17 protein-coding genes and 1 pseudogene are annotated in these 21,947 nt (G+C 68.8%); 10 read left to right on the top strand and 8 right to left on the bottom strand.

The window, feature by feature from the left end:
* Positions 1 to 11: 11 nt before the first annotated feature.
* Both modA and A7W11_RS06985 read left to right on the top strand, forming a co-directional pair.
* Positions 12 to 761, top strand: coding sequence for a molybdate ABC transporter substrate-binding protein (gene modA, locus A7W11_RS06990; protein ID WP_066410290.1), 750 nt, complete (start codon positions 12 to 14; stop codon positions 759 to 761).
* Positions 758 to 1,534: a sulfate/molybdate ABC transporter ATP-binding protein gene (locus A7W11_RS06985; protein ID WP_066410289.1), complete on the top strand. Its 777-nt coding sequence runs from the start codon at positions 758 to 760 to the stop codon at positions 1,532 to 1,534. The genes modA and A7W11_RS06985 overlap by 4 nt, the downstream gene beginning before the upstream one ends.
* A 50-nt stretch (positions 1,535 to 1,584) precedes the next feature.
* On the opposite strand, the gene A7W11_RS06980 is transcribed toward A7W11_RS06985, so the two are convergent.
* Both A7W11_RS06980 and A7W11_RS06975 read right to left on the bottom strand, forming a co-directional pair.
* The gene (locus tag A7W11_RS06980) at positions 1,585 to 2,565 is read right to left on the bottom strand and encodes an AraC family transcriptional regulator (protein WP_066410288.1); all 981 of its coding nucleotides are present in this window, start codon (positions 2,563 to 2,565) and stop codon (positions 1,585 to 1,587) included.
* 86 nt (positions 2,566 to 2,651) lie between these two features.
* Positions 2,652 to 3,221, bottom strand: coding sequence for an SAM-dependent methyltransferase (locus A7W11_RS06975; protein ID WP_218188577.1), 570 nt, complete (start codon positions 3,219 to 3,221; stop codon positions 2,652 to 2,654).
* A gap of 410 nt (positions 3,222 to 3,631) precedes the next feature.
* Here A7W11_RS06975 and A7W11_RS06970 point away from each other — a divergent pair, with 410 nt between their 5' ends.
* Entirely contained in the window at positions 3,632 to 4,684 is a 1,053-nt protein-coding gene (locus A7W11_RS06970; RefSeq protein WP_066410286.1) for an aldo/keto reductase, read from the top strand.
* Positions 4,685 to 4,804: 120 nt separating this feature from the next.
* Here A7W11_RS06970 and A7W11_RS06965 read toward each other — a convergent pair whose 3' ends face one another.
* Positions 4,805 to 5,644 carry an SAM-dependent methyltransferase gene (locus A7W11_RS06965; RefSeq protein WP_066410285.1) on the bottom strand — a complete coding sequence of 280 codons (840 nt, stop codon included), beginning with the start codon at positions 5,642 to 5,644 and terminating at the stop codon, positions 4,805 to 4,807.
* Positions 5,645 to 6,068: 424 nt separating this feature from the next.
* On the opposite strand from A7W11_RS06965, the gene A7W11_RS06960 reads away from it, so the two are divergent.
* Together A7W11_RS06960 and A7W11_RS06955 are read left to right on the top strand one after the other, a co-directional pair.
* Positions 6,069 to 7,526 carry a GGDEF domain-containing protein gene (locus A7W11_RS06960; protein WP_082887131.1) on the top strand — a complete coding sequence of 486 codons (1,458 nt, stop codon included), beginning with the start codon at positions 6,069 to 6,071 and terminating at the stop codon, positions 7,524 to 7,526.
* A gap of 174 nt (positions 7,527 to 7,700) precedes the next feature.
* Positions 7,701 to 8,555: a universal stress protein gene (locus tag A7W11_RS06955; protein WP_066410284.1), complete on the top strand. Its 855-nt coding sequence runs from the start codon at positions 7,701 to 7,703 to the stop codon at positions 8,553 to 8,555.
* Positions 8,556 to 8,562: 7 nt separating this feature from the next.
* Here the strand turns inward: A7W11_RS06955 and A7W11_RS06950 are convergent, their stop codons facing one another.
* From A7W11_RS06950 to A7W11_RS06940, 3 genes and pseudogenes are all read right to left on the bottom strand, one after another.
* Complete coding sequence (locus tag A7W11_RS06950) at positions 8,563 to 9,786, bottom strand: lytic murein transglycosylase (protein WP_066410283.1); 1,224 nt, start codon at positions 9,784 to 9,786, stop codon at positions 8,563 to 8,565.
* A 53-nt stretch (positions 9,787 to 9,839) separates the two neighbouring features.
* Positions 9,840 to 10,162: pseudogene (locus A7W11_RS06945) on the bottom strand (type VI secretion system amidase immunity protein Tai4).
* 308 nt (positions 10,163 to 10,470) lie between these two features.
* Positions 10,471 to 11,283 (bottom strand): ferritin-like domain-containing protein, encoded by an 813-nt coding sequence (locus A7W11_RS06940; protein ID WP_066410282.1) that lies wholly within the window; start codon positions 11,281 to 11,283, stop codon positions 10,471 to 10,473.
* Between the two features lie 137 nt (positions 11,284 to 11,420).
* On the opposite strand from A7W11_RS06940, the gene A7W11_RS06935 reads away from it, so the two are divergent.
* The 3 genes from A7W11_RS06935 (at position 11,421) to A7W11_RS06925 (ending at position 13,386) form a co-directional block, all read left to right on the top strand.
* Positions 11,421 to 12,554 (top strand): GNAT family N-acetyltransferase, encoded by a 1,134-nt coding sequence (locus A7W11_RS06935; RefSeq protein ID WP_066410281.1) that lies wholly within the window; start codon positions 11,421 to 11,423, stop codon positions 12,552 to 12,554.
* Positions 12,555 to 12,737: 183 nt separating this feature from the next.
* Positions 12,738 to 13,028, top strand: a complete 291-nt coding sequence (locus tag A7W11_RS06930; RefSeq protein ID WP_066410280.1) for a hypothetical protein — start codon at positions 12,738 to 12,740, stop codon at positions 13,026 to 13,028.
* Positions 13,029 to 13,044: 16 nt separating this feature from the next.
* Positions 13,045 to 13,386, top strand: coding sequence for a type II toxin-antitoxin system HicB family antitoxin (locus tag A7W11_RS06925; RefSeq protein ID WP_162270250.1), 342 nt, complete (start codon positions 13,045 to 13,047; stop codon positions 13,384 to 13,386).
* A gap of 11 nt (positions 13,387 to 13,397) precedes the next feature.
* On the opposite strand, the gene A7W11_RS06920 is transcribed toward A7W11_RS06925, so the two are convergent.
* Complete coding sequence (locus A7W11_RS06920) at positions 13,398 to 13,865, bottom strand: cyanophycin metabolism-associated DUF1854 family protein (protein ID WP_066410279.1); 468 nt, start codon at positions 13,863 to 13,865, stop codon at positions 13,398 to 13,400.
* A gap of 12 nt (positions 13,866 to 13,877) precedes the next feature.
* Entirely contained in the window at positions 13,878 to 16,145 is a 2,268-nt protein-coding gene (locus A7W11_RS06915; RefSeq protein WP_066410278.1) for a cyanophycin metabolism-associated ABC transporter, read from the bottom strand.
* 276 nt (positions 16,146 to 16,421) lie between these two features.
* Between A7W11_RS06915 and cphA (A7W11_RS06910) the strand changes: the two genes are divergently transcribed.
* Both cphA (A7W11_RS06910) and cphA (A7W11_RS06905) read left to right on the top strand, forming a co-directional pair.
* A complete protein-coding gene (cphA, locus tag A7W11_RS06910; protein WP_066410277.1) occupies positions 16,422 to 19,040 on the top strand; it encodes a cyanophycin synthetase in 2,619 nt (872 codons plus the stop codon).
* An 85-nt stretch (positions 19,041 to 19,125) separates the two neighbouring features.
* Positions 19,126 to 21,726 carry a cyanophycin synthetase gene (cphA, locus tag A7W11_RS06905; RefSeq protein ID WP_066410276.1) on the top strand — a complete coding sequence of 867 codons (2,601 nt, stop codon included), beginning with the start codon at positions 19,126 to 19,128 and terminating at the stop codon, positions 21,724 to 21,726.
* The last annotated feature ends 221 nt before the right edge of the window (positions 21,727 to 21,947 follow it).

The following is a 21,947-nucleotide window of genomic DNA, read 5'->3' as shown; positions in this document are numbered from 1 at the left end:
GACTCCGCCCCATGCGCCGCACCCGTATCGCAAGCCTGTTGCTCGCCCTCGCCCTGCCCCTGTCGGCCCACGCCGCGGAACTGACCGTCTCGGCCGCCGCCAGCCTGACCGACGCCTTCAACGAGATCAACAAGCTGTTCTCGGCCAAGGCGCCGGGCACGACCGTGCGCGCCAACTATGCCGCCTCGGGCACGCTGCTGCAGCAGATGGCCGGCGGCGCCCAGGTCGACGTGTTCGCCAGCGCCGACCAGGCCACGATGGACAAGGCCGTGGCGCAGAAACTGGTGGATGCGCAGACGCGCCGCGACTTCGCCACCAACAGCGTGGTGCTGGTCACCCCGGCGCAGGACGGCGCGCCGATCAAGACGGTGCAGGACCTGAACACCCCCGCGGTCAAGCGCATCGCCATCGGCAAGGTCGCCAGCGTGCCGGTGGGCCGCTACACCCGGCAGGTGCTGGAAAGCGCCAAACTGTGGACCCCGCTGGAACCCAAACTCGTGCCGGCCGACAGCGTGCGCCAGGTGCTGGACTACGTGGCCCGCGGCGAAGTGGACGCCGGCTTCGTGTACCGCACCGACGCCGCCTTGATGAAGGACAAGGTCAGGATCGTGCTGACCGCTGAGGGCCACACGCCCGTGAGCTACCCGGTGGCCGTGGGCGCCGACAGCGCGCACAAGGACCTGGCCAGGCAGTACGCCGACTTCCTGGCCACCCCGCAGGCCCGCGAAGTGCTGGCACGCTACGGTTTCGGCAAGCCGTGATCGACGTAGACCTGGAACTGCATCTGCAGGACGACGGGCGGCGCTTCGACCTGCGGGTGCGGTTCGCCACCGATGCGCCTTTCGCGGCCCTGTACGGCCCGTCGGGCGCCGGCAAGTCGCTGACGCTGCAGGCCATCGCCGGCCTGCTTACGCCCCGCGCCGGCCACGTGAAGCTGGACGGCCGCACGCTGTTCGACGCGGCGCGCGGCATCGACCTGCCCCCGCGCGAGCGCCGGGTCGGTTATCTGTTCCAGCATTACGCGCTGTTCCCGCACCTGACCGTACGCCAGAACGTGGCCTTCGGCCTGACGTCATGGCGCAAGCGGCGCCTGTCCCCGGAAGACGCGGCGCGCGTACAGGACCTGCTGGAACGCTTCGGCCTGGCCGGGATGGCCGACAGCCGGCCGGTCAGGCTATCGGGCGGCCAGCAGCAACGCGTGGCCCTGGCCCGCGCGCTGGCCTGCGAACCCAGGGTACTGCTGCTGGACGAGCCCTTCGCGGCCCTGAACCCCATGCTGCGGGCATCGTTGCGACGCGAACTCGGTGAAGTGCGCCGGCAATGGAATATCCCGGCGCTGATGATCTCGCACGACGCGGACGACGTGCTGGAACTGGCCGACGTCGCCTTCGTCTACGAGAACGGCCAGGTCATACGGGAGATCGACGTGCGTGGCGGCGAAAGCCGCGAACTGGCGCACCGGCTGGGCGTGCAATCCAGTGAGGACACCGCGGTGCGCCGCAAGGTGCGCGGACTGCTCGGCGGCCGCACCTGACGTCGCCGGCGCAGGTTTTCGGCGGGAATCCGACCAGGGACAGGTGCGCGTCAGCGCGCGTCTTCGAGCAGGCGCCGGCGGTCGCGCATGGGCGACGCGCCGAACAGGCGGCTGTATTCGCGGCTGAACTGCGAGGCGCTTTCGTAGCCCACCAGGTTGGCCGCCAGCGACACGTCCACCCCGCCCATGAACATGATGCGGCGGGCTTCCTGCAGGCGCAGCTGTTTCTGGTATTGCAGCGGGCTCATGGCCGTGACGGCCTTGAAATGGTGGTGGAACGACGAGACGCTCATGTGCACCTCGCGCGCCAGGTCTTCCACGCGCAGCGGCTGGCGGTAGCGCTCGCGCAGCAGGCGGATGGCGTCGGCGATGCGCTGCGTCTGGCTGTCGTGCAAGGCGATCTGGCGCAGCTGCGCACCCTGCCCGTTGGACAGCAGGCGGTACAGGATCTCGCGCTTGATCATCGGCGCCAGCACGCGGATGTCGTCGGGCGACTCCAGCAGGCGCAGCAGGCGCAACACGGCATCCAGCAAGGTGTTGCCAATGCGCTGCACGTACAGCCCGCGCGTGGCGCCCGACTGGCTGACAGGCGGCAACGCCCCCTCGCGCAGCAGGTCGCGGATGTCCTCGGCGCTGAATTCCAGCCGCATGCCCAGGTAGGGTTCGGTGGAACTGGCCGCGGTGATCTTGGCGACCACGGGCAGGTCGACCGACGACACCATGTAATGCATGGGATCGTATTCGTAGACCTCGTCGCCCACCAGCAGGCGCTTGGAGCCCTGCGCGATGATGGCCAGCGCCGTGCGCTGGATGACGTGCTGGGGGCCGCGCGGGTTCATCACCCGGTTGATGGCCAGGCCCTCGATGGCGGTGGCCACGCTGCCCTCCTGGTCGCCCGTCAGGCGGCGCAGCAGGCTGACCAGCTCCAGGCGGGCGCGCTCCTGGCCCGCATCGAAGGCGGGAGGCAGTTCGGCCAGGGATGCCGACTCGGGGGCATCGGGAACGTCGTTGAAGCGTGAAGAATCGGACATTAGGGAAAGGCGGCGGGCGGGGCAGGCGCCGATGATGCCGTGGTTAGCTTACACAGAGCCTGCCGCCCCTCCCAAGCCGTATTACGTTACGACTTGCGTTCCGGTACGGTCCAGAAGTAGACCGTGCGGCCATTGACGTTGATGGTCTGGTCGGGCTGCCAGTCACCCATGTCGAAGGCATGCGACACGATACGGGTGCCCGGCTTCAGGGCCAGCAGCTTGGGACGCAGCTTCAGGTTCAGCGACGGTAGCAGATAGAGGCTGATGACGGTAGCCTCGGACAGATCCTGCTCGAACAGGTCGGCCTGCACGAACTTGACCTTGTCGGTGACCTTGTTCTGCCTGGCGTTGGCATTGGCCTCGGAGATGCGCTGGGGATCGATGTCGAAACCCACGCCCCGGGTGCCGAACTCGCGCGCGGCGGTCACGGGGATGATGCCGTTGCCCGATCCCAGGTCGTACAGCACGTCGTCGGGGCCGACCTTGGCCGCCTTGAGCATCGCGTCGACGACCTCTTGCGGAGTGGGAACGAAGATGACGTCCGGCGCGCGCGCGGGGGCGGCCGGGGCCTGGGCCTGGGCATGCAGCGGGGCGGAAACGGACAGCAGGGCGGCCGAAGCGGCCAGGGCGGTGAACAGGGAACGCGTGGTCCTCATGCTGGACTCCTGAGTGGACATGGATGCAGCTCGGTTCGATGGCGGTCTTGCGGCTTCTCCGGCGCGCGGGCGTCCCTGTGGAACGCGGCGTTTTCCCCAGCGGTACGGTCCGTGCATAACTCGGCCGCCGCCCTTTTTCTGAATGAAAACTGAACGATTATGGAAGCGGGAACGCACAGAAAGTTGCCTGATCGTCCGGAACTTATGCCTGATCGTGCAAGCGCCGTGGGCAGCTCACCGCCCTCTCTTGCGCCCCCGGAGAATCAGGCAGCAATGGAGCACGATCGGGCAGCAGCGCGGCCAGGCCCGGGCGCATACTTCCGGCACGCGATTTCCGCGGCATTCCCCCAGATCCCGGCCTGCCCGCGCCCCACGCGCCGCGGCAGGCCTACCCTCCCAGGAGTCCCCTCATGCGATACAAGAAATTCGGCAGCACCGGCCTGTTCGTCTCCGAACTGTGCCTGGGCACCATGACGTTCGGCGGCAACGGCGAGATGTGGAACAAGATCGGCGACCTGCAGCAGAACGAGGCCGACGCGCTGGTCGGCCGTTCGCTGGAAGCGGGCATCAATTTCATCGACACCGCCGACGTGTACTCGCAGGGCCAGTCCGAGATCATCACCGGACAGGCGCTGAAGAACCTGAAGGTAGCGCGCGAGGACGTCGTGGTCGCCACCAAGGTGTTCGGAGAAACGGGCACGAAAGGCACGAACTCGCGCGGCCTGTCCCGCTATCACATCATGGACGGCGTGAAGGCCAGCCTGAAGCGCCTGCAACTGGACCACATCGACCTGTACCAGGTGCACGGCGTCGACCCGGCCACGCCCATCGAGGAAACGCTGTACGCGCTGGATAACCTGGTCAGCCACGGCCACGTGCGCTACATCGGCGTGTCGAACTGGGCCGCCTGGCAGATCATGAAGGCGCTGGGCATCTCGCAGCGCCTGGGCCTGGCCCGCTTCGAATCCCTGCAGGCCTACTACACGATCGCCGGCCGCGACCTCGAACGCGAACTGGCGCCCATGCTGCAAAGCGAGGGGGTGGGCCTGATGGTATGGAGCCCGCTGGCCGGGGGCCTGCTCAGCGGGAAATACTGGCGCGGCAAGGCGGCCGAGGCCGGCAACCGCCGCGCCGCCTTCGACTTCCCGCCGGTAAACACCGAGCGCGCCTACGACTGCATCGACGTGATGCGCGCCATCGCCGATGCGCACGGCGTGTCGGTGGCGCAGATCGCGCTGGCGTGGCTGCTGCACCGCCCGGTGGTCACCAGCGTGATCGTGGGCGCCAAGCGCATCGAGCAACTGGACGACAACATCGCCGCCACGGGCATCACGCTGGGCGCCGAGGAACTGGCTCGCCTGGACGAGATCAGCGCCCTGCCGCCGGAATATCCGGGCTGGATGCTGGAACGCCAGGGCGGCGTGCGGCTGGGCCAACTGGCGCAGTCGGCCGGGCCGCGCTGAGGCCAGGCGGGCCGGTCGAAGCCCAGGCCCATGCGGCCTGCTTCGGTCGAAGCCATCGTGCAACAGGAAAGGCCGGAACCGCGTCGATGCGGTCCCGGCCTTTTTAGCGGTTCCGAACGGTCAGGTGCGGGTGGCCGTCCAGTTGCCTTGCGAGCCGCCCTTGCCGCTCATGCGCTTGCCGTCCACCGTGCCGGTATAGCGTACGCCGTCGACGTTGAACGAGATCTCGTTGCCCTTCATGCGCGCATCGGTGATGGGGGTCTGGCCCAGCGTGCCGCTGAGCATCTGGTACTGCTGCGACAGCGTCAGTTGGCGGTCGCCCAGCTTCCACAAGCCCTCGACCTTGGCGGGCACGACCCACAGCAGCGCCGTGCACCAGTTCTGGCAATCCTGCTCGATGGTGGCCGTCTCGTCGGGCTGCCAATCGCCCATGCGGAAAGTGTTGGACACCACGCGCGTGCCCGGCTTCAGGTCGAGCAGGACCGGACGCAGGCGTTCGTTGATGGACGGCAGCAGGAACATGGTGATGACCTGCGCGCGGCTCAGGTCGGCCTCGAACAGGTCGCCCGTGGCGAATGAGGCCCGTTCGGCCACGCCTTCCTTGGCGGCGGCGCGGCGCGCCACTTCCGTCATGTCGGGGTTGTATTCGATGCCGTGCGCGGTGAGGCCGCGCTTGGCGGCCGTGATGACCGTACGGCCATCCCCCGAACCGAGATCGATCAGATAGTCCGTCTTCTGCACCTTGGCGATGTCCAGCATGCGCTCGACCAGCGCCTGCGAGGTCGGCACCCACACCACGTCCTTGCCGGCCTGCCCCACCGAGGGCTCGTAGGTCGCCTGGGCGCTGGCGGCGGCGGGCAGCCAGGCCAGCGCGGCGGCCAGCGCGGCGGCCATCATGGGGGCCAGCGGCGCCGCGCGGCGCCAGGACGGGGAGGAAAGGAGGGAGGTCGTCACAGGCATGGAAGTCTTCCTTTTCGTAGGGGAGAAAAGCCAGGCGGCTGGAGGATGGAACGCGCTCAACCCTTAAAGGTTCCCGTCAGCATACGCTTGTGCGATGCAAAATCCATCGGCTTCGCCCCGATCGGCCGATGATCGAGCGAAACGCCCCCCATTTAAATGGGGCGGACCGGCATCGGCGTGGCTAGAATAGCGGTCCATCGAATCGGTGCGGCTGTCGCAACTGCGCGACATTCGCATCCTCGATGGCCCTGCGCCACCGAGATTTCCATACGGCGGCGTCAGTATTCGCAGCACGCTTGCCGCCGCCCTGTCCGGGCCCACGCCGCCTTGCCGATCTCCGATCCGAGGCCGGGCGAGCCGGTCGGGGCAGCGCTGCGGCCCCCAGGCCGCCTACGAACGCAGCACACGCCAGGAAAGCAAGAACATGTACGAATCGGCCCCGGCGCAAGCCCAGGTGCCCGCCACGCCATCCGCCCGGCTCGCCCAGGCGGTCTGCTGCGCCCTGCTTGCCGCGACCATCCTGTTCCTGTGCTGCCTGGTCGGCATCTGGAGCCGGCCGCCGGGACTGTTGGCCGCGCTGTGGCCCGCCAACGCCGTCATGCTGGGCATGATGATCCGCTGGCCGCGCATGGCCGGGCCGGCCGGCTGGCTGGGCGCCGCCGCCGGCTACATCCTGGCCGACCTGGCCACCGGCGGGGCGCTGTCCATGACGCTGTGGCTGACGCTGGCCAATATTGCCGGGGTCTTCACGGGCTGGACGCTGTTCTCGCGCCTGGAGCCGGACGAGCAGCGCCTGCAACGGCCCAGCTCGGTCATGCACCTGTTCGGCATCTGCGCGGCCGCCGCGGCTGCGGCCTCCCTGACCGGCGCCGGCATCACCACCGCGGTCTATGCCCAGGACACGCTGACCGGACTGACGTACTGGTTCATCGGCGAGCTGGCGAACTACATCATCATGCTGCCGGTGCTGCTGACCTGGCCGGGCCTGCGGCGCGTGGCGCTGCTGCGCCGCTCGGCCGACGTCAGCGCCCTGTTGGGCCGCGGCCTGCCGGCGCTGGCGCTGGCGGCTTCCCTGATGGCCGCGATGGCCATCGGCGGCCCCGGCGCCATTTTCTTCCCCATCCCTGCCCTGCTGTGGTGCGCGCTGACCTACAAGATGTTCGCGGTGTCGCTGCTGACGATGGGCTCGGTGATCTGGGCGCAGCTCTACAGCTCGCGCGACATGACGGGCGAGGTCATGGCCTCGTTCATCCATGCCACCACCTCCATCCGCCTGGGCATCACGCTGCTGGCGCTGGCGCCCCTGACCGTGGCCAGCATCAACGCTGCGCGCAACCGGCTGCTGGCCGAGCTGGAATACGCGGCGCACCACGATTCGCTCAGCGGCGCGCTGACCCGCGCCGCCTTCATCAAGCGCGGCACGCAGATCTGGCAGGGCCGCGCGCCCTCGCGCTGCAGCGCCGCCGCGCTGATGCTGTGCGTGGATGGCTTCCGTCAGGTCGACGACCAGTACGGTTATTGGGCCGGCGACCGCATCCTGCAGGCCTTCGCGCGCCAGGTGCGCGCGGTGGTGCGCGAAGAAGACACCTTCGGACGGCTGGGCGACGAGGAATTCGGCCTGCTGCTGTTCGGCATTTCGCGCCAGGAATGCCTGGGCGTGGGCGAACGGCTGCGCGCGGCCGTGGAGAGCATGGAGATCGTGCTGGACGACGGCAGCCGCCTGTCCGCCACGATCACGGTGGGCATCACCTGGATTCCCGACCTGAACGACACCGCGCTGGGCCGCCTGCTGGTGCGCGCCGATGCCGCGCTGCATCGTGCCAAGAAGGCCGGCCGCAACCGCGTGGTCGACGACGAGGATCTCTCGCTGCTGCGCGTCTGACTCCCCGCGCGGCGCCGCGTTGGATGCGGTGCAGCACATCCGATCCTTGAACTTTCGCGTGCCGCGCGGGATAGTGGAAGCGGAGAGGCCCAGAACCCCCGGGCGCACGCCGCCGGACGCCAGCGCGGCGGCCCCGGATCGGCCGCGGCCCGCGGCCCACCGAAGGAGACCGCCATGAAACAGGTCATCGCCTGCCTCGACGGCATTACGCGTGCGCAAGGCATCTGCGACTACGCCATCTGGGCGACACGCAGAATGGACACCGATCTGGAATTCCTTCACGTCCAGGAACCCCACTCCGAACAGGCAGGCCTGTCCGATCTCAGCGGCAGCCTCTGGCTGGGGGCGCAGGAAGCCCTGCTGCGTGAACTGTCCGAACTGGACGAGAAACGCGCGGCCGTCGAGCAGGAACACGGCAAGCAGTTGCTGGAACTGGCGCTGGAACGGGCCCGCGCGGCGGGCCTGGCGCGGCTGGATGCCCGGCAGTACCGGGGCGACCTGATCGACACGCTGATCGAGTCCGAGCCCGACGCTCGGCTGTTCGTGCTGGGCCATCACGAGAAGCCGGTCAAGCCGTCCCGGCTGTTCCCCGACCACCGGCTGGAATCGGCCGTGCGCGCGCTGCACCGTCCCATCCTGGTAGCCGGCGCGGTGTTCCGGGAACCGGCCAGTTTCATGGTGGCTTATGACGGAAGCGCCACGGCGCGCAAGACCGTCGAGATGGTCAGCCGCAGTCCCCTGCTGGCCGGCCTGAGCGCGCACGTGGTGATGGCGGGTGGCGACGCGGCGCAGGCGCAGGCGGCATTGAGCGAGGCCCGGGCGGAACTGGCGAACACGGGCTTCGACGCCCGCACCGCGCACGTGCCGGGCGATCCGGTCCAGGCGTTGACGGCCTACGCCGGGGACCATGCCGTGGACCTGATCGCGATGGGGGCCTACGGCCATTCGCGCATCCGCCACCTGATGCTGGGCAGCACCACCACGGCGATCCTGGGACAGGTGCGCCTGCCGCTGTTGATCCTGCGCTAGGGCCTGTTCAGGATGCCGGCTTGGCCCGCAGCGCGTTCAGCGTCTTGCGGCCCGCCCGGCCATCGGGCGTCAGGCCCAGCTCGCGCTGCACCGCCTGCAGGGCTTCGCGGGTCTTGGCGCCGATGACGCCGTCGGGCTTGCCGATATCGTAGCCGCGCGCCAGCAGCATCTCCTGCACCTGGCGGCGTTCCGCGCGCGAAATGCCGGGATCGTCGGTCGGCCAGGCCGTCACGAACGGCATGCCGCCGCGCAGCCGGTCGGACAAGTGCGCGATGGCCAGCGCATAGCTCTCGGCGGCGTTGTACGAATAGATCGCGTCGAAGTTGCGGGTGACCAGGAAGGCAGGCCCCTTGGACCCGGCCGGCAGCAACAGGCCCACGGCGGTGTCTGCGCCCGGCAATGCGCTGCCGTCGGCGCGGCGCACGCCCTGCGCGGCCCAGGCCGACATGGGCTTCTTGTTCTTGCGCCCGGCGTTGGACGTGTCCATGTTCTCGGGCAGCTTCACCTCGAAGCCCCAGTCCAGGCCAGGCTGCCAGCCGGCCTGCTTCAGGAAGTTGGCGGTCGAGCCCAGCGCGTCGGGCACGCTGTCGACCAGGTCGCGGCGGCCGTCGCCGTCGAAGTCCACGGCCAGGCGCAGATAGGTGGACGGCATGAACTGCGTCTGGCCGAAGGCGCCGGCCCACGAGCCTTTCAGGCGATCGGGGGCGACGTGCTCGTCCTGCAGGATGCGCAATGTCGAGAAGAATTCGCCGCGGAAATAGGCCTGGCGCCGGCCGAAGCACGACAGCGTCGACAAGGAGGTGAGCAGCGGGCGGCCGCCCAGGTTCTGGCCGAAATTGCTTTCCACGCCCCAGACGGCGGCGATGGTGGCGACGTCCACGCCATACTGCTTCTGGGCGCGCGCCAGATCGGCCTTCCAGGTTTCCATGGCGGCCATGCCGTCATCGATGCGTTCCTGGTCGACCAGGCTGGCCATGTAGTCCCAGATGGGCGTCTTGAACTCGGGTTGCGCGTCCAGTAGCGGCAGCACGGTGGCGTCGGGTTCGAGCGCGGCGGTCTGGGTGTCGTAGACCGAGCCTTGCACGCCGCGCTTGATCGCATCGGGGCGGATCTCGACCAGGCACGCACGATAGGCGGCGGGATCGGCCGTGGGCGCGGCGGGCGCGGGCTGGGCGTTGAGGACGGGGGCGGCCAGCAGGGCCAGCAGGGGCAATAGGCGGCGAGAGATCATCGGGGCATTCTATACGTGCGCCTGGCCGGGCGAACAACTGGCCAGGCAGCGGGTTATCGGGTGGGAGGATAGTCCTGGCGGTAGGTGTGCGACGGCTTCAGCACGACACGCCTGGCCAAGGCGTCCAGCTCCTTGCCATGGTAGAGATCCAGGCACTTGAGCATGTCGAAGCGCAGGCCTTTGACTTCCGACTCGGCAATGGATTCGTGTAATCGCGCGCCAGCGTGCGCTCTACCAATTCGGTCACTTCGGGATAAGGGTGTTCTTCCCAATCGAACGAGGTCCAGTCGCGCAGCGCCCAGGCGCTACTGCCGGCATCCATGACGACTTTGGGGTCCGACTGGTAGGCGGTGGACACGCATTCGGCCAGGACCATGTCCTTGTAGTTCTGAAAATAAGTCCGCCCGCCCGCTTCCGGCCCGGAACGAGGAGCCGTATCCTTCGCGGCCGCCGCGGTGCAGAACATGAGCGCCGCGGCCAGCATGACGACACGGCATGAGCTGATGCGTAGATCCAATTTCATCCTTGATCGTGGTGGGACAGGACAGCGCCGCGCGCGGCGGAAAACCACGCCGCCACAGGCGGAACCTCTTCCCGTTCGAGGGTCGCGTCCCACACGGCGACACGCGCTGGGCACTATAGCGTCGCCGCGAAGCCGCGAACGCAACCTCGCTTTACGAAACGCTACGAGGCGTCTGGCGCGGAACCGGTATCGGCACGCAGCAGCGCGGCGATCTCGTCCTCGTCGAACCCCGCCGCGCGCCGCGCCGGCAGATTGAACGGTCCGCGCAGGGCCGGCGCGCCGTACTGCCGCGCCAGGTCGGCATAGCACGCGACGGGATCCAGGCCGCGCGCCTCGCAGCCATGGCGAAACCACCGGTTGCCCACCGCCACGTGGCCGATCTCGTCGCGCAGGATGATGTCCAGAATGGCCGCGCCGGCCTCGTCGCCCGCGTCCGCCAGCTTGGCGCGCACCAGCGGCGAGGCGTCGAGCCCGCGCGCCTCCAGCGTGCGCGGCACCAGCGCCAGCCGGGCCAGCAGGTCGCCGCGTGTCTTCTCGGCCATTTCCCACAGGCCGTTGTGGGCGGGGAAGTCGCCGTAGGCATGGTCCAGCGTAGCCAGGTGCCGGTTCAGCAGCGAGAAGTGATAGGCCTCTTCGCGCGCCACGCGCAGCCAGTCGCGGTAGTAATCCTCGGGCTGCCCGGCATAGCGCCAGACCGCGTCCAGGGCCAGGTTGATGGCGTTGAACTCGATGTGCGCCAGCGAATGCAGCAGGATCGCACGCCCCAGCGGCGAACGCACCGACCGCTGGCGGGAGTGGGCGCGCGCCACCAGTTCGGGCCGCTGCGGCCGGCCAGGCAGGCCGGGGGGTTCATCCAGGACCGCCTCGGCGCCCACCGGCAGGTCGTCGGTGATGGCGTCCACCGCGGCCAGCTTGTCCTGCCAATCCGCCGCCGCCAGGGCATGCAGCGCGGCATGGCGCAGGGTGACGCTCATGAGCGCCTCCGGACGCGGTGCGGGGCCCGCGCGCAGGCCAGGACGGAAGCGGACGTCGGCGCGCCGGGCGCCGGATGCAAGACAGGATTCATGGAAAGGCAATGGTTGCGAACGCCCGGCGACTTTATCATTGCGCCATGCCATCTTCCGCCCGCCTGAGCATCGAGACCTCGCTTGCCGCGCTGGACCCCGGCCAATGGAATGCCCTGGCCGGCGACCAGCCCTTCGTCCGCCACGAGTTCCTGTCCGCCCTGCACGACAGCGGCTGCGCCGCGCCCGACACGGGCTGGACGCCGTATTTCCTGGTGTTGAAACGCGACGACCGCCTGGCGGGCGCCGTGCCGCTGTACCTCAAGATGCACTCGCGCGGCGAATATGTGTTCGACTTCTCCTGGGCCGACGCCTTCGAGCGGCACGGCCTGCGCTACTACCCCAAGCTGCTGTCGGCGATTCCGTTCACACCGGTCGCGGGCGCGCGCCTGCTGGCGGCCGACGACACCGACCGCATGCTGCTGGCGCAAGGGTTGATCGAACTGGCGCAAGGCTTGAAGGTGTCGTCGCTGCACCTGCTGTTTCCGCACCCGCAAGACCTGGACGCGCTGCGCGAGGCGGGCTACATGATCCGCGAGGGCGTGCAATTCCACTGGACCAATCCCGGCTACGCCGGCATGGACCAGTTCCTGGCCGCGATGAGCCACGACAAGCGCAAGAAGATCCGGCAGGACCGCAAGAAGGTCGCGCAGGCCGGCATCACGTATCGCTGGATGACGGGCGCGCAGATCGACGCCGCGTCGCTCGATTTTTTTTACCGCTGTTATTGCCAGACGTATTACGAGCATGGCAATCCGCCTTACCTGAACGAGGCCTTCTTCACGCGCGTGCACGCCGAACTGCCCGAGTCGATGGTGCTGGTGCTGGCCATGCGCGGCGAACAACCGGTGGCCGCGGCACTCAACCTGCGCGGCGGCGATACGCTGTACGGACGCTACTGGGGCAGTTCGGAATTCGTGCCCGGCCTGCATTTCGAGACCTGCTACCTGCAGGCCATCGAATACTGCATCGTGCACGGCCTGCGGCGTTTCGAAGGCGGCGCGCAAGGCGAGCACAAGATGGCGCGCGGCCTGCTGCCCACGCCGACCTGGTCGGCGCACTGGGTGGCCGACCGGCGCTTCGCCGAGGCGATCCAGGACTTCCTGGACCATGAGACCACTGCGGTGCAGGCATACGCCGGCGAACTGGCGGCGCATGCGCCGTTCAAGCGGCAGGAATAGGCTCCCCCCGCGTCTGATCGGCGCACCGCTTGCCAGGACGTTTCCGTCCCTCTGCCGCTCGACGCCACTCTTTGTGACCGTATCATCCGGCAAGCCCGGGCCATGTGGCGCGCGGGCCGCAAACCGCCGCCCTATGCTTGTATTTGGTGGCAAATTGTGCCACCATTTGATTCAGGAATCGACATGCCGCTGAACGGAACCCTGTGCAAGACGCTATGCGACATCTTCCGCATGCCTCCCTCTCCCTCGCCCAATGTGCATTGGCACGACGCCGAAACGTTGCTGCGCGCACTGGGATCGCGGGTGTCGCCCACCAAGAGCGGCATGCGCAGCGATTTCGGCGGCGGGTTCATCTGGATGTCTCACCGGCCGCATCCGAAACCCGTGATGGACAAGGCCGCCACGCGTGACCTGAAAACGCACCTGTCCCTGGCCGGGCATGTGCCCACCGACCACGGCTGCCGATGCCACTGACTCACAGGAACCCGCCATGACCCGTAACGCGATCGAATACAAAGGCTTCGTCGGCAAGGTCGAATACGATCCCGATGACCACATGCTGTACGGCACGGTGCTGGGCACCAAGGCCGTGCTGTCCTTCGCGGGGCAGGATGGCCGGGCGCTGGAAGCCAGCTTTCATACCGTCGTGGACGACTATCTCGCCTATTGCAAGGACACCGGCACCGAGCCCGAACGCACCTGGAAAGGCAAGATGACGTTCCGTCCCAAGTCGGACGAGCTTCGCCACAAGATCGCGATCCACGCGCAACTGGCCGACGTCAGCATCAACGACTGGCTGAACACCGTCGTGGAAAAAGCCGTGGCGCGTTGAAGCGTCTTGCCTTACAGGAACCGGTCCAGCAACTGCCGGCTCGCCCGATCCAGTCCCGCGGCATCGCGGATCAGGTAATGGATGCCGTGGCTGTCCGAGATCAGCAGGGTCTGCCCGGCCAGGCGCCGGATGTCTTCCTCGCCGCGCAGCACGAAAGACGTGGCCCCTCGGTCGGTCTCGACCTGCCAGGTCGACGGCGTGGCGTACGTGGAAACGGCCACGATGCGGCGGATCTCCGGCATGAATTCCCGGCCGGCCAGCTCGGCCTCGACCAGCTCGCGCTGCGCGGGCGGCAGGTCTTCCACGCGTTCGATCCAGGCCAGTTCGCGGCCATCGGTGGCCACCAATGACAGGCCCTGGCCAGGGCGGGAAATTGGGAACGCGCGCACGGGCACGACGCCCTCGTGGCCGACGCCATCCGCGCCCGTGTAGACCAGCCGGCCGTGGGCGTTGCGCTGCAAGGAAAAATCGGTGCTCATCGTGATGTCCCGTCAGTCCTGGTCGGATTCGCCATCGCCCGGCCCGGACGGCGAGTCGGCAAGCTCCGCCTGCCGCATCTGCGCGCGGTAAAGCTCGTAATAGGCGCCTTCACGCGCCATCAGCGTTTCGTGCGTGCCCTCTTCCACGACCTTGCCCCGGTCCATCACCACCAGCCGGTCGGCGCGGCGCAACGTGCTCAGGCGGTGCGCGATGGCGATGGTGGTGCGGCCGCGCACCAGGTTGTCCAGGGCCTTCTGGATTTCTTTCTCGGTCGTGGTGTCCACCGACGAGGTGGCCTCGTCCAGGATGAGGATGCGCGGATCGATCAGCAGCGCGCGCGCGATGGAAATGCGCTGGCGCTCGCCGCCCGACAGTGCCTGACCGCGCTCGCCCACCAGCGAATCGTAGCCATGCGGCAGGCGCAGGATGAATTCATGCGCATGCGCCGCGCGGGCGGCGGCCACGATCTCGTCGTGCGTGGCGTCCGGCTTGCCGTAGGCGATGTTCTCGGCGATGGTGCCGAAGAACAGGAACGGCTCTTGCAGCACCAGGCCGATGTGCTTGCGGTAGTCGGCCACGCGCAGCGCGCGGATGTCCACCCCGTCGACCAGCACGGCGCCTTCGGCCACGTCGTAGAAACGGCAGATCAGGTTGATCAGCGTGCTCTTGCCCGAGCCGCTGTGCCCGACCAGGCCGATCATCTCGCCCGGCGCGATGGACAGGCTCATGCCGCGCATCACCGAGCGGTTGCCGTAGCGGAACCCCACTTCGCGCAGCTCGATGCGGCCCTGGACCCGCGGCAGACTCACCGGAGACTGCGGTTCGGGCACGCTGGAGACGTGATCCAGGATGTCGAAGATGCGCTTGGCGCCGGCGGCCGCCTTCTGCGTGAAGGACACGATGCGGCTCATGGAATCGAGCCGGGTGTAGAAGCGTCCGATGTACGCCAGGAACGCCGCCAGCACGCCCACCGTGACCTCATGCTCGGCCACCAGCCAGATGCCGAACACCCAGATCACCAGCAGGCCGATCTCGGTCAGCAGCGTGACGGACGGCGAGAACAGCGCCCAGACCTTGTTGACGCGGTCGTTGACGTCCAGGTTGCGCAGATTGGCTTCGCGAAAGCGCTGCACCTCGCGGCGCTCCTGGGCGAAGGCCTTCACCACGCGGATGCCCGGAATGGTGTCGGCCAGCACGTTGGTGATCTCGCCCCACACGCGGTCGACCTTCTCGAAGCCATGCCGCAGGCGGTCGCGCACCAGGTGGATCAGCCACATGATGAACGGCAGCGGCAGCAGCGTGGCCAAGGCCAGCGGCGGATTGATCGAGAACAGGATGACCGCGGTCATCACGATCATCAGCACGTCGGTGGCGAAGTCCAGCAGGTGCAGCGACAGGAACACGCAGATGCGGTCGGTCTCGCTGCCGATGCGCGACATCAGGTCGCCGGTGCGCTTGCCGCCGAAATATTCCAGCGACAGGTGCTGCAGGTGCGCATACGTGGCGATGCGCATGTCCGCGCCGATGCGTTCGCTGACCCAGGCCAGGATGTAGGTGCGCGCCCACCCCAGTCCCCACGCCGCCAGCGCAGAGGCCAGCAGGCCCAGCAGATACCACTGCACGATGCCGTAGTCGATCTCCTGGCCGTTCTGGAACGGGATCAGCACGTCGTCCATCAGCGGCATGGTCAGGTACGGCGGCACCAGCGTGGCGGCCGTGGACAGCAGCGTCAGCACGAAACCGGCCAGCAGGCTGCCGCGGTAGGGCTGCGCGAAGCGCCACAGGCGCAGCAGCGCCCAGGTGGAGACCGGCCTGGGGGTCTCTTCCTCGGCGCAGGCCGGGCATTCGTCGCTATCGGGCGGAATCGGCGCCTGGCAGTCGGCACAGATGCGCAGCGGCTCGGCGGGCTCGCTGGACAGGCCGGCGGCGCGCGCCTGGCGCTGTTCGAACTGCGTCAGCAGGCGCAGCGCGGCGGGCGAGCGGCCGAGCGTGAAGCGCCATGCGCCGACCCGCGTCTGGCCGTCGTCCAGCTCCAGGCAGGCCGCGCCCGCGTGGTCGTGCAGTTGCAGCTTCAAGCCGGGACCGTGGCGCCAGCCCTGCCAGGCAGCCTGGCCCGGCGCGCGCGCCAGCAGCCGGCGATCGGTGAGCAGCACGGCGCCCGGCTGATAGCGCAGGCGCTCGTCCAGATCGGTATCCAGACGCGCCAACAAGGTTTCGCCCGCTTCCAGGGGGACGTCGGCCGGGCCGGACGGGCCGGTGGAAAGGTGGGCATTGCTCATGGCTTGCTCCGGCGGGTCGCAGGCAGGAGAACCGTCCCTGCCCCACCGTGGGTTAGTCTGTCCCCTGGTAACAACAGGTCAGGGGACTGACACGAGGGCGCGAGTGTATACGGCCAAAAAGGCGGCGTATAGTAGCGCCCGATACGCCTCACTTTCGCGATAGGAAAATCGTCCAGCGACGCACCGGCCCCATTCCTTACGACGTCTCCCCGACAACCCATAATTATTCCGGGGGTGTGCTCGTCATGCCGGCCTGTGCTCTTTCTCTGTATATCCATGAAGAAACGAGACATTGAATTCCTTGATGTCGTGGCGCTGCGCGGCCCGAACATCTGGACCTATCGCCCTGTCCTGGAAGCCTGGGTGGACATCGGCGAACTGGAAGACTTCCCCTCCAATCTTATCCCCGGATTCTACGAACGCCTGTCGACGTGGCTGCCGACGCTGATCGAGCATCGTTGCAGCCCGGGCGTGCGGGGCGGATTCCTGATGCGGTTGAAGGAAGGCACCTGGCCCGGCCACATCCTGGAACACGTCACGCTGGAACTGCAGAACCTGGCCGGCCTGCCCGGCGGCTTCGGCAAGGCGCGCGAGACCTCCACGCGCGGCGTCTACAAGGTCGTGGTGCGCGCCTGGCAGGAAGACGTCACCCGCTCTGCGCTGCAGGAAGCCCGCGACCTGGTCATGGCCGCCATCGAGGACCGCCCGTTCGACGTGGACAGCGCCGTGTCCCGGCTGCGCGGCATGGTCGACTCGCTGTGCCTGGGTCCCAGCACGGCCTGCATCGTGGATGCCGCCGACGACCGCGACATCCCCTTCATCCGCCTGTTCGACGGCAATCTGGTGCAACTGGGCTATGGCGCGCGCCAGCGCCGCATCTGGACCGCCGAGACCGACCGCACCAGCGCCATCGCCGAAGGCATCTCGCGCGACAAGGACCTGACCAAGTCGCTGCTGGAGACCTGTGGCGTGCCCGTGCCCGAAGGCCGCCTGGTCGAAAGCATCGAGGACGCCTGGCGCGCCGCCGAGGACGTCGGCCTGCCCGTGGTGGTCAAGCCGTACGACGGCAACCACGGCCGGGGCGTGTTCACCAACCTGATGACGCGCCAGGAAGTCGAATCGGCCTATGCCGTCGCCGTCGAGGAAGGCAGCGGCGTCATGGTCGAGCGCTTCGTGCTGGGCAACGAGCACCGCCTGCTGGTGGTGGGCGGCCGCATGGTGGCCGCCGCCGCGGGCGAACCGGCCTGGGTCACGGGCGACGGCAAGTCGACCATCGAAGACCTGATCGACATCCAGATCAACACCGATCCGCGCCGCGGCCGGGCCGAGACCTGCCCGTTGAATCCGGTGCGCCTGGATTCCGCGGCTCGCCTGGAGATCGCCCGCCAGGGCATGACGGCCCAGACCGTGCCCACCGCCGGTCGCCGCGTGCTCATCCAGCGCAGCGGCAACGTGGCGTTCGACGTGACCGACCGCGTCCACCCCGACACCGCCGCCGCCGTGGTGCTGGCCGCGCGCGCCGTGGGCCTGGACATCGCCGGCGTCGACCTGGTGGCCGAGGATATCTCGCGCCCGTTGGACGCGCAGCGCGGCGCCGTCGTGGAAGTGAACGCCGGCCCCGGCCTGCTGATGCACCTCAAGCCCGCCGACGGCAATCCGCAGCCCGTGGGCCGCGCCATCGTCGATCACCTCTTCCCCGCCGATGACGATGGCCGCATTCCGCTGGTGGGCGTCACCGGCACCAACGGCAAGACCGTGGTGTCGCGCCTGATCGCCCGCCTGCTGCAGATCTCCGGCCGCCAGACCGGCCTGGCCTGCAGCGAGGGCCTGTACATCGACCGCCGCCAGGTGCAGTCCGGCGACCGCGCCAACTGGGCCGCCAGCCGCCGCCTGCTGATGAACCGCTCGCTGGATGCCGCCGTCATCGAGAACGACAGCGGCGTCATCCTGGGCCAGGGCCTGGCCTACGACCGCTGCCAGGTCGGCGTGGTCACCAACATCGACGAAGGCGACCACCTGGGCGACTTCGACATCAACGACGCCGACCGCCTGTACGGCGTGTTCCGCACGCAGGTCGACGTCGTGCTGCCCGGCGGCGCCGCCGTGCTCAACGCGCGCGATCCCCGCGTGGTCGAAATGGCCGCCCTGTGCGACGGCGAGGTCGTGTACTTCGGGCAGACCCCCGCGCTGCCGACGCTGGCCTCGCACCTGGCGCTGGGCAAGCGCGCCGTCATGGTGCGCGAGGGCCAGATCGTGCTGGCGCGTGGCCGCGAGGAACAGGTCGTGGCCAGCATCGCCGCGGTGCCGCTGACCTGCGGCGGACATGTCGGTTTCCAAGTCGAGAACGTGCTGGCGGCGGTCGCCGCGGCCTGGGCGCTGAACATCCCGTTGGAAGTCATCCGCGCCGGCGTCGAGACCTTCGGCGTGGACCAGAACGACGCGCCCTGGCGCTTCACCTTATTCGAACGCGACGGCGTCACCGTGGTGGTCGACGGCGCGCACAACGCGCCCGCCCTGCGCGCCCTGGTCGAGGCCATCGGCCATTTCGGCGGCGCGCACCGCACGGCGGTGTACGGCGCGGGCGCGGACCGCCGGGACGATGCCCTGCTGGAGCAGGGCGCGCTGCTGGGCCAGGCTTTCGACAGCATCGTGCTGTATGACGACGCCACCGTCTCGACCAAGCGGCCCGCCGGCCAGGCCCGCGCGCTGCTGCGCCAGGGCGCCCTGCAAGGCGGCCGCGCGAAGCAGGTGACCGACGAGCCCGACCACGCCGCCGCGATCGGCGCGGTGCTGGACCAGGCCCGGCCCGGCGAGTTCGTGTTGCTGCAGTCCGATGAGGCCAACGCGGGCCCGGTGACCGAGATGGTGCGGCGCTGGATCCAGCGGCCCGCCTGATCGCCTTAGATACGGCCGTCCCGCAGGCGTGGGGACGGCCCATGTTTTCAGTACCTTTTTCCGTCAAGAAAAGGAAAAATCCGCCATGGAAGTCTCCCGCATCCGCGCCCTGCGCGGCCCCAATCTCTGGAGCCGCAATACGGCCATCGAAGCCATCGTGGCCTGCAGCGACACCGAGTGCTCCATCGACGACACGCCGGATTTCGACGCGCGGCTGCGCGCCCGTTTTCCGCTGATCGGCCTGCTGCGCCCCGAAGGCCACCAGGGCGCCCTGTCGATGGCCCACGTGCTGCAGGCGGTCGCCGTCAGCCTGCAGGCCCATGCGGGCTGCCCGGTCACCTTCGGCCGCACGCAGGCCACCATCGAGCCCGGCGTCTTCCAGATCGCGGTCGAGTACAGCGAGGAATCCGTGGGCAAGCTGGCGCTGGACCTGGCGCAGCAATTGTTGCAGGCCGCCGTCGACGACCAGCCTTTCGACCTGGCCGACGCGCTGCACAAGCTGCGCGAACTGGACGAAGACATCCGCCTGGGCCCCAGCACGGGCGCCATCGTGGCGGCCGCCGTGGCGCGCGGCATCCCGTATCACCGCCTGACGCAGGGCAGCCTGGTGCAGTTCGGCTGGGGCAGCCGCCAGCGCCGCATCCAGGCCGCCGAGACGGACAACACCAGCGCCATCGCCGAGTCCATCGCGCAGGACAAGGACCTGACCAAGATGCTGCTGGACGCCGCCGGCGTGCCGGTGCCCAACGGGCGCGTGGCCGACTCGGCCGAAGGCGCCTGGGAAGCCGCGCAGGAGCTGGGCGGCCCGGTCGTGGTCAAGCCGCGCGACGGCAGCCAGGGCCGCGGCGTGGCCGTGAACATCGACACGCGCGAACGCGTCTTCCAGGCCTACGAGGCCGCCAGCGAGATCAGTTCCGAGGTCATCGTCGAGCGCTACATTCCCGGCCACGACTTCCGCCTGCTGGTGGTGGGCAGCCAACTGGTCGCGGCCGCGCGGCGCGATCCGCCGAAGGTCACGGGCGACGGCGTGCATTCCATCCGCCAACTGGTCGAACAGGTCAACGCCGACCCGCTGCGCGGCGACGGCCACGCCACCTCGCTCACCCGCATCCGCTTCGACGACATCGCCCTGGCCACGCTGGCCAAGCAAGGCTACGGCGCCGACACCGTGCCGCCCGCCGGCACGCTGGTCGTGCTGCGCAACAACGCCAACCTCAGCACCGGCGGCAGCGCCACCGACGTGACCGACGAGGTGCATCCCGACCTGGCCGCGCGCGCCGTCACGGCCGCCCGCATGATCGGCCTGGACATCTGTGGCGTGGACGTGGTCGCCGAAACCGTGCACCTGCCACTGGAAGACCAGCACGGCGGCGTGGTGGAAGTGAACGCCGCGCCCGGGCTGCGCATGCACCTGAATCCCTCGTTCGGCAAGGGCCGCCCGGTGGGCGAGGCCATCGTCGGCCAGATCTTCGCCGACGGCCAGGACGGCCGCATTCCGGTGGTGGCCGTGGCCGGCACCAACGGCAAGACCACCACGGTGCGCCTGACCGCGCACCTGCTGTCGTGCGCTGGCAACCGCGTGGGCATGACCAACTCCGACGGCGTGTACGTGCAGTCGCACCGCATCGACACCGGCGACTGCAGCGGCCCGCGCAGCGCGCGCCGCATCCTGCTGCACCCCGGCGTGGACGCGGCCGTGTTCGAGACCGCGCGCGGCGGCATCCTGCGCGAAGGCCTGGCCTTCGACCGCTGCGACGTGGCCATCGTCACCAACATCGGCCAGGGCGACCACCTGGGCCTGGGCTACATCAGCACGGTGGAAGACCTGGCCGTGGTCAAGCGCGTGATCGTGCAATACGTGCGTCCTGGCGGCATGGCCGTGCTGAACGCCGCCGATCCCATCGTCGCCGAGATGGCCAGCGCCTGCCCGGGCTCGGTCACCTTCTTCTCCGCCGATCCCGACCATCCCGTCATCGCCACGCACCGCGCCCAGGGCCAGCGCGTGGTGGTCCGCCAGAACGACGCCATCGTGGCCCAACAGGGCGAGATGCGCGTCGAACTGCCGCTGTCGGCCATTCCGCTGACCCGCGGCGGCGACATCGTCTTCCAGGTCGACAACGCCATGGCTGCCGTTGCGGCCGCCTGGGCGCTGGACCTGCCCTGGGAAACCATCCGCTCGGGCCTGGCCGGCTTCGTCAACGACGCCGCCACCGCCCCTGGCCGCTTCAACCTGTTCGACTACGGCGGCGCCACGCTGATCGCCGACTACGGCCACAATCCCGACGCCATCCTGGCGCTGGTCAAGGCCGTGGACGCCCTGCCCGCCCGCCGCCGCAGCGTCGTGATCAGCGGCGCGGGCGACCGCCGCGACGAAGACCTGCGCCGCCAGACCGAGATCCTGGGCGACGCCTTCGACGACATGGTGCTGTACGAAGACCAGTGCCAGCGCGGCCGCGAGGACGGCGAAGTGCTGGCGCTGCTGCGCGAGGGCCTGGCCCATGCCCGCCGCGCCAGCAGGATCGACGAGATCCGCGGCGAATTCCTGGCCATCGACACCGCGCTGGAACGCCTGGCGCCCGGCGACCTGTGCCTGGTCCTGGTCGACCAGGTCGAAGAGGCCCTGGCTCACATCGCGCAGCGCGTGGCCGAGCGCAATGCCGCCGTTTCCGTGGCCCGGGCGCAATAGCCCAGCGATAGCCTCGGTTACGTACTCCCCTCAAAGCCGGTCAAATGGTCACCCAGGTGTAACAGACGCCTGGGTGACCGTTCTCCTTCCCCTCGAGCGCCGTCCCGGCATCCTCCCATCGGTCTCCTATACGGCCCTGTAGGCTCGGCCCTCGCCTGCCCGAAAGGCCCCGTAAAACGGGCCCTCGGCGCGTTTACATTTACCCACACCGCCTGTTTGAC

This window comes from Bordetella ansorpii (assembly GCF_900078315.1).
In the GTDB taxonomy this organism is placed as follows: domain Bacteria; phylum Pseudomonadota; class Gammaproteobacteria; order Burkholderiales; family Burkholderiaceae_B; genus Bordetella; species Bordetella ansorpii.
Note: the sequence above shows the minus strand (reverse complement) of the source record. Positions and strands in the feature narration are given on the sequence as shown.